The sequence below is a fragment of the Gordonia iterans genome (genome assembly GCF_002993285.1).
GTDB lineage: Bacteria > Actinomycetota > Actinomycetes > Mycobacteriales > Mycobacteriaceae > Gordonia > Gordonia iterans.
The window spans coordinates 3,002,622-3,014,948 of record NZ_CP027433.1 but is presented as its reverse complement, the minus strand read 5'-3'; the positions used below and the strand labels follow the sequence as shown (position 1 = coordinate 3,014,948).

12 protein-coding genes and 1 pseudogene are annotated in these 12,327 nt (G+C 69.5%); 4 read left to right on the top strand and 9 right to left on the bottom strand.

From position 1 onward, the window contains the following. Positions 1 to 6: 6 nt before the first annotated feature. The 7 genes from C6V83_RS13885 to C6V83_RS13860 all read right to left on the bottom strand — a co-directional run bounded on the left by C6V83_RS13885 (position 7) and on the right by C6V83_RS13860 (position 6,870). Positions 7 to 975 (bottom strand): MFS transporter, encoded by a 969-nt coding sequence (locus C6V83_RS13885; protein ID WP_105942887.1) that lies wholly within the window; start codon positions 973 to 975, stop codon positions 7 to 9. Between the two features lie 88 nt (positions 976 to 1,063). Continuing rightward, a complete protein-coding gene (locus C6V83_RS13880) occupies positions 1,064 to 1,774 on the bottom strand; it encodes a sirohydrochlorin chelatase (protein WP_234353741.1) in 711 nt (236 codons plus the stop codon). 50 nt (positions 1,775 to 1,824) lie between these two features. Continuing rightward, positions 1,825 to 2,067 carry a hypothetical protein gene (locus tag C6V83_RS18795; protein ID WP_234353740.1) on the bottom strand — a complete coding sequence of 81 codons (243 nt, stop codon included), beginning with the start codon at positions 2,065 to 2,067 and terminating at the stop codon, positions 1,825 to 1,827. A 51-nt stretch (positions 2,068 to 2,118) separates the two neighbouring features. Next, entirely contained in the window at positions 2,119 to 3,435 is a 1,317-nt protein-coding gene (locus tag C6V83_RS13875; protein WP_407646169.1) for a sulfate adenylyltransferase subunit 1, read from the bottom strand. Then, positions 3,435 to 4,382: a sulfate adenylyltransferase subunit CysD gene (gene cysD / locus C6V83_RS13870; RefSeq protein ID WP_105942885.1), complete on the bottom strand. Its 948-nt coding sequence runs from the start codon at positions 4,380 to 4,382 to the stop codon at positions 3,435 to 3,437. The genes C6V83_RS13875 and cysD overlap by 1 nt, the downstream gene beginning before the upstream one ends. Beyond that, on the bottom strand, positions 4,379 to 5,110 hold the full coding sequence (locus tag C6V83_RS13865; RefSeq protein WP_105942884.1) for a phosphoadenylyl-sulfate reductase: 732 nt from the start codon (positions 5,108 to 5,110) through the stop codon (positions 4,379 to 4,381). Before C6V83_RS13865 ends, cysD begins: the two co-directional genes overlap by 4 nt. Then, positions 5,107 to 6,870: a nitrite/sulfite reductase gene (locus C6V83_RS13860; RefSeq protein WP_105942883.1), complete on the bottom strand. Its 1,764-nt coding sequence runs from the start codon at positions 6,868 to 6,870 to the stop codon at positions 5,107 to 5,109. Before C6V83_RS13860 ends, C6V83_RS13865 begins: the two co-directional genes overlap by 4 nt. Positions 6,871 to 7,197: 327 nt before the next feature. Here C6V83_RS13860 and C6V83_RS18790 point away from each other — a divergent pair, with 327 nt between their 5' ends. Beyond that, on the top strand, positions 7,198 to 8,613 hold the full coding sequence (locus C6V83_RS18790; protein ID WP_234353739.1) for a coproporphyrinogen-III oxidase family protein: 1,416 nt from the start codon (positions 7,198 to 7,200) through the stop codon (positions 8,611 to 8,613). 188 nt (positions 8,614 to 8,801) lie between these two features. Here C6V83_RS18790 and C6V83_RS13845 read toward each other — a convergent pair whose 3' ends face one another. Continuing rightward, positions 8,802 to 9,254, bottom strand: a complete 453-nt coding sequence (locus C6V83_RS13845) for a PaaI family thioesterase (protein ID WP_105943961.1) — start codon at positions 9,252 to 9,254, stop codon at positions 8,802 to 8,804. A gap of 83 nt (positions 9,255 to 9,337) precedes the next feature. Here C6V83_RS13845 and C6V83_RS13840 point away from each other — a divergent pair, with 83 nt between their 5' ends. Further along, entirely contained in the window at positions 9,338 to 9,928 is a 591-nt protein-coding gene (locus C6V83_RS13840) for a TetR/AcrR family transcriptional regulator (protein ID WP_105942882.1), read from the top strand. Continuing rightward, positions 9,823 to 10,341: pseudogene (locus C6V83_RS19015) on the top strand (hypothetical protein); the annotation flags it as partial. The gene C6V83_RS13840 and the pseudogene C6V83_RS19015, both read left to right, overlap by 106 nt. A gap of 340 nt (positions 10,342 to 10,681) precedes the next feature. Here the strand turns inward: C6V83_RS19015 and C6V83_RS13830 are convergent. After that, positions 10,682 to 11,167, bottom strand: coding sequence for a type II toxin-antitoxin system VapB family antitoxin (locus C6V83_RS13830; RefSeq protein WP_105942881.1), 486 nt, complete (start codon positions 11,165 to 11,167; stop codon positions 10,682 to 10,684). Positions 11,168 to 11,270: 103 nt separating this feature from the next. Between C6V83_RS13830 and hrcA the strand changes: the two genes are divergently transcribed. Beyond that, a complete protein-coding gene (gene hrcA, locus C6V83_RS13825; RefSeq protein ID WP_105942880.1) occupies positions 11,271 to 12,305 on the top strand; it encodes a heat-inducible transcriptional repressor HrcA in 1,035 nt (344 codons plus the stop codon). The last annotated feature ends 22 nt before the right edge of the window (positions 12,306 to 12,327 follow it).

The window sequence follows — 12,327 nt, the reverse complement described above, 5'->3', positions numbered from 1 at the left end:
TCGGGCTCAGACGCCGCTGACCGGTGCGCGTCGCAGCACCCTGGCGAGGAGCAGACCGAAGGCCAGGGTCACGGCGAGGCCGACCGCCAGCACCCTGGCCGATCCCAGCCGCCGGGACAGCCGGCCGGACACCGGGTAGAGGATCGCACCGATGGCCGAGCCCACGAGGAACACGAGCGAGCTGGTGCGGGCATCGGTGCCGAACGAGTCCTTGAGCACCATCGGCACCACGTTGTAGAAGGTCATCAGGCCGAGCATCGCGAAGAACCAGCATCCCAGGAAGAGCCCGAAGCGGCTGAGCAGGGTGTGACGGAGACTGGCCGGCACCGTCGTGGAGCGAGATCCGGACTCGACCGCCCTTGTCTTCGGAGCGATCCGCGGCAGATGGATCGCACCGCCGATCATCCCGAGAGCCAGCAGGACGGCCACGACGATCCACCCCGACTCGAGGCTGTGGGCGAAATAGGCCGAGACCGCCAGGCCGATGACCTGGCCGGTGCCGAAGGCGAGGCGCATCCAGCCCAGTCGGTCGGGCCACTCCGTAGCGGGACGGCCTTCGACGATGAACATGCTCGCCACGGTCTGTGCCGCGCCGGCGGCGGCGGCGACCACGAAGATGCACAGGAACATGAGCCAGGTCTGATGTGAGAAGGCGAAGCCCAGCGCGCCCGCTGCGGCGATCGGGAAGCTGGCGAGGAAGAGAGTCCGATGCGAATCGGTGCTATCGGCCAGCGCACCGAAGGCCGGGGCGATCAGCATGCCGAGGTAGAAGCCGGCGACCACCAGGCTGACGGCGATCGCTCCCTTGGGGTCCACGCTGAGCGGTAGCAGCACGGGCACGATGCCGCTGACCACCAGACCGATGAGCGCGTATCCGCTCAGCCACGGTGGTAAGTAGCCTTGCCTGAACAAACTGCCGATTCGCTGCCCTCCCGGCTCGGCGATCGTGGCCGGCGCAGTATGTCCAATCCCCATGAGGGGGAAGCTAACACCCGGTCTATCCTGGCTGCGTCTCCGCAGGGCGACCGCCGAAGTCTGGCCCGATCTCGGTTCAGAGCCGGCGTCAGCTGACCGGTGCGGGCGCCGCGGTGCGATACAGGGCGGAGATCGCGGCGATCAGCGCGGGGTGCGCGCCGATCGGGCCGGCGACCAGGGCACCGGAGGTCGCCGCGTCGAGGTCGCGTTCGACGCGCTCGGTGAGCAGACCTGCGGCGAGGAACAGGGGAGCGGCGGCGATCCGCGTGGCGCCGCCGGACCGGAGGCGTTCCACGGCGCCGCGGACGGCGGCCCCGCCGCCCAGCCTGGTCGCGAACACCGTCTCCACCGGCATGCCGAGGACTGCGGACAGTTCGCGGCCGCGCTCGCGGATCGACGCATCCGACCCCGGATCGGACGACCCGACGGCGTACATGAGGATACCGTCGCCGGCGCGCAGGCCGGCCTCGCACAGGCGGTCGACGAGCGCGGGCACGGGCGTGTGCCGGCCGACGACGGGCGTCTGCGTGGTGCGCAGCCCCCGATCGCGGGACCGGGCACGGGCGAGAATCGCCGGGAGGTCGTGCTTGGAGTGGTAGCCGTCGCCGAACAGGAGGGGGACCACGGTCACCTCGCCGGTCAGGGTGTCGAGGACCCGGTCGATCAGCGGCTCGTTCAGATCGAGATAGGCGAGCTCGACGCGGACATCGGGAAGTGCATGCGCCGCGGCCTCGGCGACCCGCTCGGCGGTCGCCGCGAAACGCACGTCCCGGCTGCCGTGTGCGGCAAGCAAGAGCACCTGGTCTCGATGGTCTCGATGGTCTCGATACGGCTCGGCTAGCGCCTCGCCTACTCGACCACCAACTCCCGCGCCTCGGGAAACTTCTCGACGACCGACTCCCGCGCCTCGGGTGCTGTCTCGACCACCAGCTTCCGCGCCTCGGGTGCTGTCTCGACCACCAGCTTCCGCGCCTCGGGTGCTGTCTCGACCACCAGCTTCCGCGCCTCGGGCACTGTCTCGACCAGCAGCTTCCGCGCCTCGGGTGCTGTCTCGACCAGCAGCTTCCGCGCCTCGGGTGCTGTCTCGACCACCAGCTTCCGCGCCTCGGGTGCTTTCTCGACCGCGACCTTCGTCGTCGGACATCAGGCGAGTGCGGCGCGCGTGAGGTGCAGGCTTTCCAGCGCGTCGCCGATCAGGCCTGCCCCGAGGGTGTTGCCGCCCTGTGGATCGATCAGCAGGAAGCTGCCGGTCTCGCGGTTCACCTGGTAGTCGTCGGCAGCGATCGGTTCGGCGGTGGTCAGCGAGATACGGCCGATCTGGTTGAGCTCCACCGCTTCCGGACCGTCGATCAGGGCCAGCCGCTGTTCGTCGAACAAGGTCTCCAAGTCGCCGACGATCACCTGCGTGGTCTTGGTGCCGTGCTTCAGGAGCAGTCGAGCACCGGGCCGCAGCGGTTTGTCGCCGAGCCAGCAGACGGTGGCGGTGAACTGCTGGGCGGGTTCGGGGGCGTCGGTGGCGGCGGCGATCAGGTCGCCGCGCGAGATGTCGATGTCGTCCTCGAGCAGGAGTGTCACGCTGCGGCCGGTGTGGGCGTCGGCCAGCTCACCGTCCGGGGTGTCGATCGTGGCGACGCGCGATCGTTGCCCGGAGGGCTGCACCACGATCTCGTCTCCCACGTGGACCGTGCCCGCAGCCACCTGGCCCGCGTACCCGCGGTAGTCCGGGTATTCGGCCGTGCGCGGGCGGATCACGTACTGCACCGGGAACCGGAATCCGACGGGTCGGCGATCGGGCTCGTTCGGCACCGTCTCCAGATGCTCGATCAGCGTGGGCCCGTCGTAGAACGGGGTCTTGTCGCTGCGGATCGCGATGTTGTCACCGTGCAGCGCGGAGACGGGGATCTCGACTACCTGGTCGGCGGCGTAGCCGAGCGATCGGGTGATCTCGTTGAACTCCGCGGAGATGTCGGCGAACACCGTGGCCGGGTCGTCCACCAGATCGATCTTGTTGACCGCCAGCACCAGGCGCGGAACACCGAGCAGCGCCATCACCGCGGCGTGCCGGCGCGTCTGGGCGACGACGCCGTTGCGAGCGTCCACCAGCAGGATCACCAGCTGTGCGGTCGACGCGCCGGACACGGTGTTGCGGGTGTACTGGACGTGGCCCGGGGTGTCGGCGAGCACGAAGCTGCGCGCCGGAGTGGCGAAGTAGCGATAGGCCACGTCGATCGTGATGCCCTGCTCGCGCTCAGCGCGCAGGCCGTCGACCAGCAGCGACAGGTCGGGCGTGTCCATGCCGCGATCGACCGAGGCCTTGGTGACGGCGTCGATCTGGTCGGCGAGAACGGATTTGGTGTCGTAGAGCAGCCGGCCGACGAGGGTCGACTTGCCGTCGTCCACGCTGCCCGCGGTCGCGATCCGGAGCAGGTCTCCACCGTCTTGCAGGGTGGGAGCGGTCATCAGAAGTATCCTTCGCGCTTGCGGTCTTCCATGGCGGCCTCGGACACGCGGTCGTCGCCGCGGGTCGCGCCGCGTTCGGTCAGTCGGGAAGCGGCCACCTCGGCCAGCACGGCCTCGTTGTCGGCGGCGTCGGACAGCACGGCGCCGGTGGTGGAGCCGTCGCCCACGGTGCGGTAGCGCACGGTGCGGGTCTGAACCACCTCGTCCTCGCGGGGGCCGCCCCACGGACCGGACGTCATCCACATGCCGTCGCGCTGGTACACCTCACGCTCGTGCGCGTAGTACAGCGGAGCCAGCAGCACCTGCTCGCGGGCGATGTACCGCCACACGTCCAGCTCGGTCCAGTTGCTCAGCGGGAACACGCGCACGTGCTCGCCCGGAGCGTGGCGACCGTTGTACAGGTTCCACAGCTCCGGTCGCTGACGCTTCGGGTCCCACTGGCCGAAGGCGTTGCGCAGCGAGAAGATCCGCTCCTTGGCACGGGCCCGCTCTTCGTCGCGGCGGGCGCCGCCGAACACGGCGTCGAACCGGTTCTCGGTGATGCCGTCGAGCAGCGGAATGGTCTGCAGCGGATTGCGGATCCCGTCGGGCCGCTCGGTGAGGCGGCCGTCGGCGAGATAGTCCTCCACCTTGGCTACGTGCAGGCGCAAGTTGTGCCGCTCGACGATCTCGTCGCGGAACGCGATGATCTCGGGCAGGTTGTGCCCGGTGTCCACGTGCAGCAGTGAGAACGGCAGCGGCGCCGGCCAGAAGGCTTTGAGCGCCAGGTGCAGCAGCAGGGTGGAGTCCTTGCCGCCGGAGAACAGGATCACCGGACGCTCGAACTCGCCGGCCACCTCGCGGAAGATGTGGATCGACTCGGACTCCAGCGCGTCGAGGGTGGTGAAGTCCTTCGGCGCCGAAGTCGGCTCGACGAGGGAAGGGTGGGTGTCAGAAGTGATGCTCATGAGACGTGCAACCCGCATTCTGTCTTGGCGCTGCCGGCCCAACGGCCGCTGCGCGGATCTGCTCCCGGGGCTGGCTTCTGGGTGCACGGGGCGCACCCGATCGACGGGTAACCGTCGTCGACCAGCGGATTGACCAGGACTCCGTGGGTGTCGATGTAGTCCTGGAACTGCTCATCGCTCCATGCGGCGAGCGGGTTGATCTTGACCAGCCCGAAGCCCTCGTCGAAGGAGATGAGCGGCGCTCCGGCCCGGGTGGGGGCCTCCACGCGACGGATGCCGGTGACCCAGGCGCGGAACGGTGCGAGGGCCGCACGCAGTGGAACCACCTTGCGCAGCCGGCAGCACTCGCCCGGGTCGGAGGCGAACAGGTTCTTGCCGAGCAGCGCGTCCTGCTGCTCGACGGTGTGCTCGGGCACGGCGTTGATCAGCTCGAGGTCGTAGACGTCGACCACCGCGTCCCGGGTGCCGAGCGTCTCGACGAAGTGATAGCCCGTGTCGAGGAACAGGACCTTCAGCTTCTCGTCGTCGATCACCGACCTGTCGATCGCTGTGCTCGCGACGTCGATCAGGACGGCGTCCTGCATGTTGGCCGCGATCACGAAGTCGGTGCCGAAGGTCTCGGCGGTCCAGCGCAGCAGGTCCTCGGCCGAGGCATCCGGGCCGAGGCGTTGCGCGCCCTCCTGGGCGAGTTCGCGCAGGTGCTTGGTGTTCAGCGTGCTGGCGGTCATCGCAGCCACTCCTCTTCGGCTCGGACGGCCCACTGTGCGAAGCGCTCACCCTCGTCCGAGTGCTCGACGAAGTTGCGCACGACGCGGTCGATGTAGTCGCCGAGCTCGCCGGTGGGCACCTTGTGCTGGCGCAGCTTGCGCCCGAAGCCGGAATCGAGCCCGAGGCTCCCGCCCAGGTGGACCTGGAAACCTTCGACCTGGTTGCCCTCGTCGTCGTCGATCAGCTGACCCTTGAACCCGATGTCGGCGATCTGCGAACGGGCGCACGAGTTGGGGCAGCCGTTGATGTTGACGGTGATCGGCACGTCGAGCTTCTCGTTGACGTCGGCGAGGCGCCGCTCGAGCTCGGGCACCAGGTCCTGCGAGCGCTTGCGGGTCTCGGTGAAGCTGAGCTTGCAGAACTCGATCCCGCTGCACGCCATCAGGTTCCGGCGCCAGTTGGACGGGCGCCCGGACAGGCCGTGCTTGGCGAGCTCGGCGATCAGGGCCTCGACGTGGTCGTCGGGGACGTCGAGCACGATGAGCTTCTGGTAGGGGGTGAACCGAACCCGGTCGGAGCCGACCTTTTCCACCGCATCGGCGACGGCCTGCAGGATGGTGCCCGACACCCGCCCGGCGATGGGCGAGAAGCCGACGGCGTTGAGACCGTTCTTCTGCCTGGTGACGCCGACGTGGTCGATCGGGTGCGGCAGCGCCTCGGGGGCGGGGCCGTCGATCAGCGGGCGCTTGAGGTACTCGGTCTCCAGCACCTCGCGGAACTTCTCGATTCCCCAGTCCTTGATCAGGAACTTCAGGCGCGCTTTGGAACGCAGGCGGCGGTAACCGTAGTCGCGGAAGATCGAGACGACGCCCTCCCAGACGTCGGGAACCTCGTCGAGGGGGACCCATACGCCGACGCGCTGCGCGAGCATCGGGTTGGTGGAGAGGCCACCGCCCACCCAGAGGTCCAGACCCGGACCGTGCTCGGGATGCTCGACGCCGATGAAGGCGACGTCGTTGATCTCGTGGGCGACGTCTTGCAGTCCGGAGATGGCCGTCTTGAACTTGCGCGGCAGGTTCGAGTACTTCGGATCGCCGATGTAGCGCTGGACGATCTCGTCGATGGCGGGCGTCGGGTCGAGCACCTCGTCGACCGACTCGCCGGCCATCGGCGAGCCGAGGACCACTCGCGGGCAGTCGCCGCAGGCCTCGGTGGTCTTGAGTCCGACCGCCTCCAGGCGGTCCCAGATGGTGGGAACGTCCTCGACGCGGATCCAGTGGAACTGGACGTTCTCGCGGTCGGACAGGTCGGCGGTGTCGCGGCCGAACTCGGTGGACAGCTCGCCGAGGGTCCGCAGTTGCGTCGCCGTGAGGGCGCCGCCGTCGCAGCGGACGCGCATCATGAAGTACGGGGCCTCGAGCAGGTCGATGTTCTCATCGCCGGTGTAGGTGCCGTCGTACCCTTCGGTGCGCTGGGTGTACAGGCCCCACCAGCGGAAACGTCCCCGCAGGTCGGCCTTGTCGATGCCGTCGAAGCCGACCTTGGAGTAGATGTCGACGATCCGGCTCTTGACGTTGAGCGGATTGTCGTCCTTCTTGGTCTGCTCGTTCGGGTTCAGGGGTTCGCGGTAGCCGAGAGCCCACTGGCCTTCGGCGCGCTTCTTGACCGGACGGGTGCGTTTACGCGGAGCCGGTCGTTCGCCGCGCGCCGGGCGCTCGCGGGTCTGCTCGGTCGGAGCCGCGGCGGTGTCGCCGGTGGACTCGGGGGTGGTGAGCGTCATCGATTCTCCTCGCGCACCGCGCAGTGCGGCACGTCAACGGGGGCTGTACCGGGGGATGAGGATCGGCATCCAGGGGCTCCGGCACCGCGGAAGGGCAGTTCCGTCCGGTGACCGGCGAGAGGGATTCTTCGCGGCCGAGCTCGGCTAGCGGAGACACGATGCGCTGTCGCAGCGCATCAGGTCGATGTGCCGCCGCGCGATGAGGCGGATGCCGGAAGGAGTCACGCCGACCATGGTGCCACGTTCGCGCCCGTCTCGTCTACTTGGGCTTATTTTGCCGCAGGGTGATTTTAACTGTCGGCGCTGGTCGTGGGTCATGATGGATGCATGTCCCTGCGCACGCCCTCGATTCCGCTGTCCGCCGCGGCCGTGGATCGTCTGAGGTCAGGGCGGGCGCGGCCGTTCGGTCTGTATCTGCACGTGCCCTTTTGTGCGACGCGGTGCGGCTATTGCGACTTCAACACCTACACCGCCGGTGAGCTCGGATCGTCCACCTCGCCGGCGGCCTGGGCCGAGGCGGTACGGCGCGAGCTCGACGAGGCCGCCGCGCTGCTCGCTCCGGCGCGACCGGTCGAGACGGTGTTCGTCGGCGGCGGGACGCCGTCGTTGCTCGGCGCGGACGGGCTGGCTGACCTGCTCGGCGCGGTGCGTTCCTCGTTCGACCTCGCGCCGGGTGCGGAGGTGACCACCGAATCCAACCCCGAGTCCACCTCGCCGGAGTTCTTCGCCGCGCTGCGCGAGGCCGGGTACACGCGCATCTCACTCGGCATGCAGTCCGCGGCGCCGCACGTGCTGCGGATCCTGGAACGCCGCCACACGCCGGGGCGGGCGCCGGCCGCGGCGCACGAAGCCGCAGCGGCGGGCTTCGAGCACGTGAATCTGGACCTGATCTACGGCACGCCGGGGGAGACCGACGACGATCTCGCCGCCTCGCTGGATGCGGTGCTCGCCACCCCGGTGGACCATGTGTCGGCCTACGCCCTGATCGTCGAAGACGGCACCGCGTTCGCCCGGAAGGTGCGGCGCGGAGAAGTGCCGATGCCCGACGACGACGTGCTCGCCGCCCGGTACGAGCTGATCGATGCGCGGCTGTCGGCGGCGGGCCTGACCTGGTACGAGGTGTCGAACTGGGCTTCGGTGCGCCGGCCTGGGGCTCAGCTCGTTGAGCCTGTCGAAACGCCCGTTCCGGCCTCGGTGCGCCGGCCCGCCACTGAGCTCGTTGAGCTTGTCGAAACGCCTGATCCGGGCTCGGTGTGCCGGCCCGCCACTGAGCTCGTTGAGCTTGTCGAAACGCCTGATCCGGGCTCGGTGTGCCGGCTCGCGCCTCAGCTCGTTGAGCCTGTCGAAACGCCCGATCCGGCCTCGGTGTGCCGGCACAACGAGGCGTACTGGCGCAGCGACGACTGGTGGGGAATCGGTCCCGGAGCGCACTCGCACGTCAACGGGGTGCGCTGGTGGAACCAGAAGCACCCGGCCACGTACGCGGCCTCGCTAGACGACGGGTCGCTCCCGGTCGGCGGTTTCGAGGTCCTCTCCGACGACGACGTGCACACCGAAGCCGTGATGCTGCGCACCCGGATGCGGTCCGGGCTGCCGGTGGGCGAGTTGTCCGACGACGAGGCTCGGCGCGCTGAGCGGGCGGTGTCCGACGGGCTGCTCGTCGTCGTCGACGATGCGTATGTGCTGACCGATCCGGGCCGGTTGCTGGCCGACGGCGTGATCCGGGACATCCTGGTCGAGTAGCCACCCGTCTTCCCGGGGGCTGAGGTCCCCGGGCGCGACCCCGGTTGTCATCGCGAGGGTCCCGAAGCCGGGGTGCCCGGCACCCTCATCTCGATCTGGCACCTTCGGCCGAGGGTGCCAGAACGATCTCAGGGTGCCCGGAACCCGCGTTCCGGCCGGGGCCGTTCCGCTGTTGCGGCCTCGACCGTTCAGCCGACCTGGTACACACCCGACCCGGTCGCGACGAGGTCGCCGGACGTCCGGGTGCGGATCTCGACGCTGCAGTGCGACAGCTTGCGCCCCTTGCGCAGGCGGGTGCCGTGGATCTCGATGTCGTCGTTCATGGCGGGTGCGACGAAGTTCACCGACATCGACACCGTGACGCCGCGCAGGTTCTCCGGCAGCTGCTCGCCGCTCCAGGCGGCGGCCATGATCCCGAGGTCCGCGCATGCGCTGATCGCGCCGCCGTGCACCATCGGGCCGACGGTGGTGTTGGCCTCGGCGAAGGGAAGGCGCAGGTGGGCGCGACCCTCCTCGATGTCGATCAGTTCCACGCCGAGCACGCCGATGAACGGCGACTGGGGAAAGAAGGCGCGCATGGCTTCGGAACCGGTGGCGGGCGCGGAAGCGAAGACGCTGGAAGCGGGGGCGGTGTCGGACATGAGGACTCCTCCATAATCGAACTCGTACTTCGAAAACATAATGACACTTTGAAATCGTAATGTCACTAGGTAAACTCGGAGTCATGACGCACGCACTCGAAGAACCGGCCGACCGGCGGCGCCGGCGCACCAGAGCCGCGATCCTGGATGCCGCGGATGCGCTGTTCGCCGCGAACGGATTCCGGAGGACCGCCGTGGAACAGCTCGCCGAGGCGGCGGACGTCGCGCTGAGCTCGATCTATGCGAACTTCCCCGGCGGAAAGGCCGACGTCTACGCGGTCCTGGCGTGCCGGTCGGCGGACGAGCACGTGACGGCCATGCGGACGGCGATCGACGGCGTCGCGCGCGGTGATTTCACCGCGGCGGTGTTCGACGAGTACTGCCGGTATCACCGGGAGAACCCCCTGGCGTTCCGATTGCTGGGACTGGTCGACATCGAACCCTCGGACACGGAGCTGTACGGTCCAGCGCGCCGCCGGATCGCCGGCCGTCTCACCGGGCTGGTCGACGAGGTGATCGCCGCGGCCGGCGGCGACCCGGGCGGAACCCGGCGCGAGATTCTGCAGATGTGGGCGACGATCAACGGTCTGCTCGGGCTCCGGAGCCAGGGGTTCGTCGACGCGACCGAGTACGCGCAGCTCCTCGACGACCTGCGTCCGGGAACCTCGTCGTGAAGATCGGAGAACTGGGCAGGGCCGATCGGATCCGCTGCGCTGCGACCGGGTCGGTGCGGGCCGCTCTCGATCTCCCGCGGGCCCTGCGCGGGACGCGCGGCACGGCCGGGTCCGCGGCGACAGCGGCACCGCCCGATTCACGGCTGGCCCGGGCGGCCGCCGAACAGGCCGTCGACGAGCTGGACCCCGTCGTGCTGGCGCACAGCTACCGGTGCTGGCAGTGGTCGGTCGCGTTCGCCGAGATCGATCGGCTGGCGCCCGATCCGGAGTCGATGTTCGTGGCCGCCCTGCTGCACGACCTCGCCCTCGGCGCCCCGGAGGACCCCGAGTACGGATGCTTCGCGGCGCTGAGCGGAGCGCGCGCGGGCGAACTCGTCACCCGTCATCGGGGACCGCAGGCCGCGGCGACGGTCCGCGACGCGATCTCCGCGCACTTCCTGCCCTGGGCGCCGGACGATCCGGTGGCCGCGGTGCTGCACAGCGCAGTGAATCTGGATGTGGTCGGACGCCGGCTGGACGACGTCGACCCGGGGCTGGTCGATGCCGTCGAACGCGCCCATCCGCGCACCGCCTTCGTCCCGGCGTTCACCGCCGCGCTCGCGATCGAGGCCCAGCGGCGCCCGCGGTCGGCCGCCGCGGTGCTCTGGCGGGCCGGCGCGGCCCTGCCGATCCGGATGAATCCGCTGCAGCGCGCCGCGGATCGATCCGGCGACCCGGGCGCGGCGAGGCTGAGAGGTGTCGGTCGGCGCGTCGTCAGTCGGCGCTGTGCCGCGCGGTGCGGCCCGCGCGGCGCGGGTGAACCGGCCGCGTCGGCACCGGTGGGAGCTGGTCGGTGTTGCCCATCGAGATCGGGTCGCTGGGTGCGCCCGGCAACGCCGGACCGGGTGCGGGCGGTGCGGCGGCCGCGGCGCCGGTGGCCGAGTCGAAGGCGCCTGCGGCGATCCGCTCGTCGAGGTCGAGCAGGCGGGCGTGGATCACCGTACGGTTTCGCAACGCGGACCGCACCGCGCGGTGCAGCCCGTCTTCCAGGTACAGTTCGCCGCGGTACTGGACGACGTGCGCGAACAGGTCGCCGTAGAACGTGGAGTCCTCGGACAGGAGCTTGTCCAGGGCTAGCACGGTGGTGATGGTGACGAGCTGGTCCAGCCGGATCTGACGGGGCGGGATCTGCGCCCATTCGCGGGCCGACAGCGAGAACTCCGGATACGGTCGGCCTTCCTGGACGCCCTTGAAGATCATCGTGCGCGGTCCCTTGAATCGATTCACTAGAATTGCCGAGGGGGCCGTGGATGCGGCCGCCGATGACCACTGTAGGCAAGATCGTCGGAGGAGAGGTGGAAGAGTGTCGAGCACGGATGATCGTCGCTTCGAGATCCTGCGGGCGATCGTGACCGACTTCGTCGCCACCCAGGAGCCGATCGCGTCAAAGGCACTGGTGGACCGGCACCGACTCGGTGTCTCGAGCGCCACCGTGCGCAACGACATGGCGGTGCTGGAAGCCGAGGGGCTGATCACTCAGCCGCACACCAGCTCCGGCCGCGTGCCGACGGACAAGGGCTACCGGCTGTTCGTCGACCGTATCCACGAGATCAAGCCGCTCTCGGCCGCCGAACGCCGCGCCATCCTGACCTTCCTCGATACCGCGGTCGATCTGGACGACGTCCTGCGCCGCTCGGTGCGGCTGCTCTCCGAACTGACCCATCAGGTCGCGGTGATTCAGTACCCGGTCCTGTCCAGCGCGCTGGTCCGCCACCTGGAGGTGGTGGCGCTGAGTCCGCAGCGGCTGCTGCTGGTGGTGATCACCGACACCGGGCGGGTGGAACAGCGGATCGTCTCGCTCCGCGAACCACTGAACGACGACGACCTCTCCCGGGCGCGCTCGCTGTTCGGTGCGGCGCTCGACGGCAAGCGCCTCGAGGAGGCATCGGCCGCGGTGACCGCGCTCACCGACGACGCCCCGCCGGAACTGCAGCGCCCGATCCTGGAGATCGCCTCGGTCCTGATCGAGACGCTCGTCGAGCGCAGCGAAGACCGGCTGGTGCTCGGCGGGACGTCGAACCTGGCACGGAGCGCCGGAGACTTCGCGCCCGCGACCGGCGGAATGGACACCGTGCTGGAGGCGTTGGAAGAACAGGTCGTGATTCTGCGGCTGCTCGCCCACACGCGCGGGAGCGACAGCGTCACCGTGCGGATCGGCGAGGAGACCGAGGTGGAGAACCTGCGCAGCACCTCGGTGGTGTCGACCGGGTACGGTGCTTCGGGCACCGTCTTAGGCGGGGTCGGCGTGGTCGGCCCGACGCGGATGGACTACCCGGGGACCATGGCCGCCGTCGCCGCGGTGGCCCGCTACGTCGGCGAAGTGCTCGCCGGCCGGTAATCGAACGCAAGTAAGGACTCGA

What these genes read in the sequence shown, in the direction of transcription:
- C6V83_RS13885 (WP_105942887.1), bottom strand. Translation starts at nt 975, where the DNA reads ATGGGGATTGGACATACTGCGCCGGCCACGATCGCCGAGCCGGGAGGG.
- C6V83_RS13875 (WP_407646169.1), bottom strand. Translation starts at nt 3,435, where the DNA reads ATGACCGCTCCCACCCTGCAAGACGGTGGAGACCTGCTCCGGATCGCG.
- cysD (WP_105942885.1), bottom strand. Translation starts at nt 4,382, where the DNA reads ATGAGCATCACTTCTGACACCCACCCTTCCCTCGTCGAGCCGACTTCG.
- C6V83_RS13865 (WP_105942884.1), bottom strand. Translation starts at nt 5,110, where the DNA reads ATGACCGCCAGCACGCTGAACACCAAGCACCTGCGCGAACTCGCCCAG.
- C6V83_RS13860 (WP_105942883.1), bottom strand. Translation starts at nt 6,870, where the DNA reads ATGACGCTCACCACCCCCGAGTCCACCGGCGACACCGCCGCGGCTCCG.
- C6V83_RS18790 (WP_234353739.1), top strand. Translation starts at nt 7,198, where the DNA reads ATGTCCCTGCGCACGCCCTCGATTCCGCTGTCCGCCGCGGCCGTGGAT.
- C6V83_RS13845 (WP_105943961.1), bottom strand. Translation starts at nt 9,254, where the DNA reads ATGTCCGACACCGCCCCCGCTTCCAGCGTCTTCGCTTCCGCGCCCGCC.
- C6V83_RS13840 (WP_105942882.1), top strand. Translation starts at nt 9,338, where the DNA reads ATGACGCACGCACTCGAAGAACCGGCCGACCGGCGGCGCCGGCGCACC.
- C6V83_RS13830 (WP_105942881.1), bottom strand. Translation starts at nt 11,167, where the DNA reads ATGATCTTCAAGGGCGTCCAGGAAGGCCGACCGTATCCGGAGTTCTCG.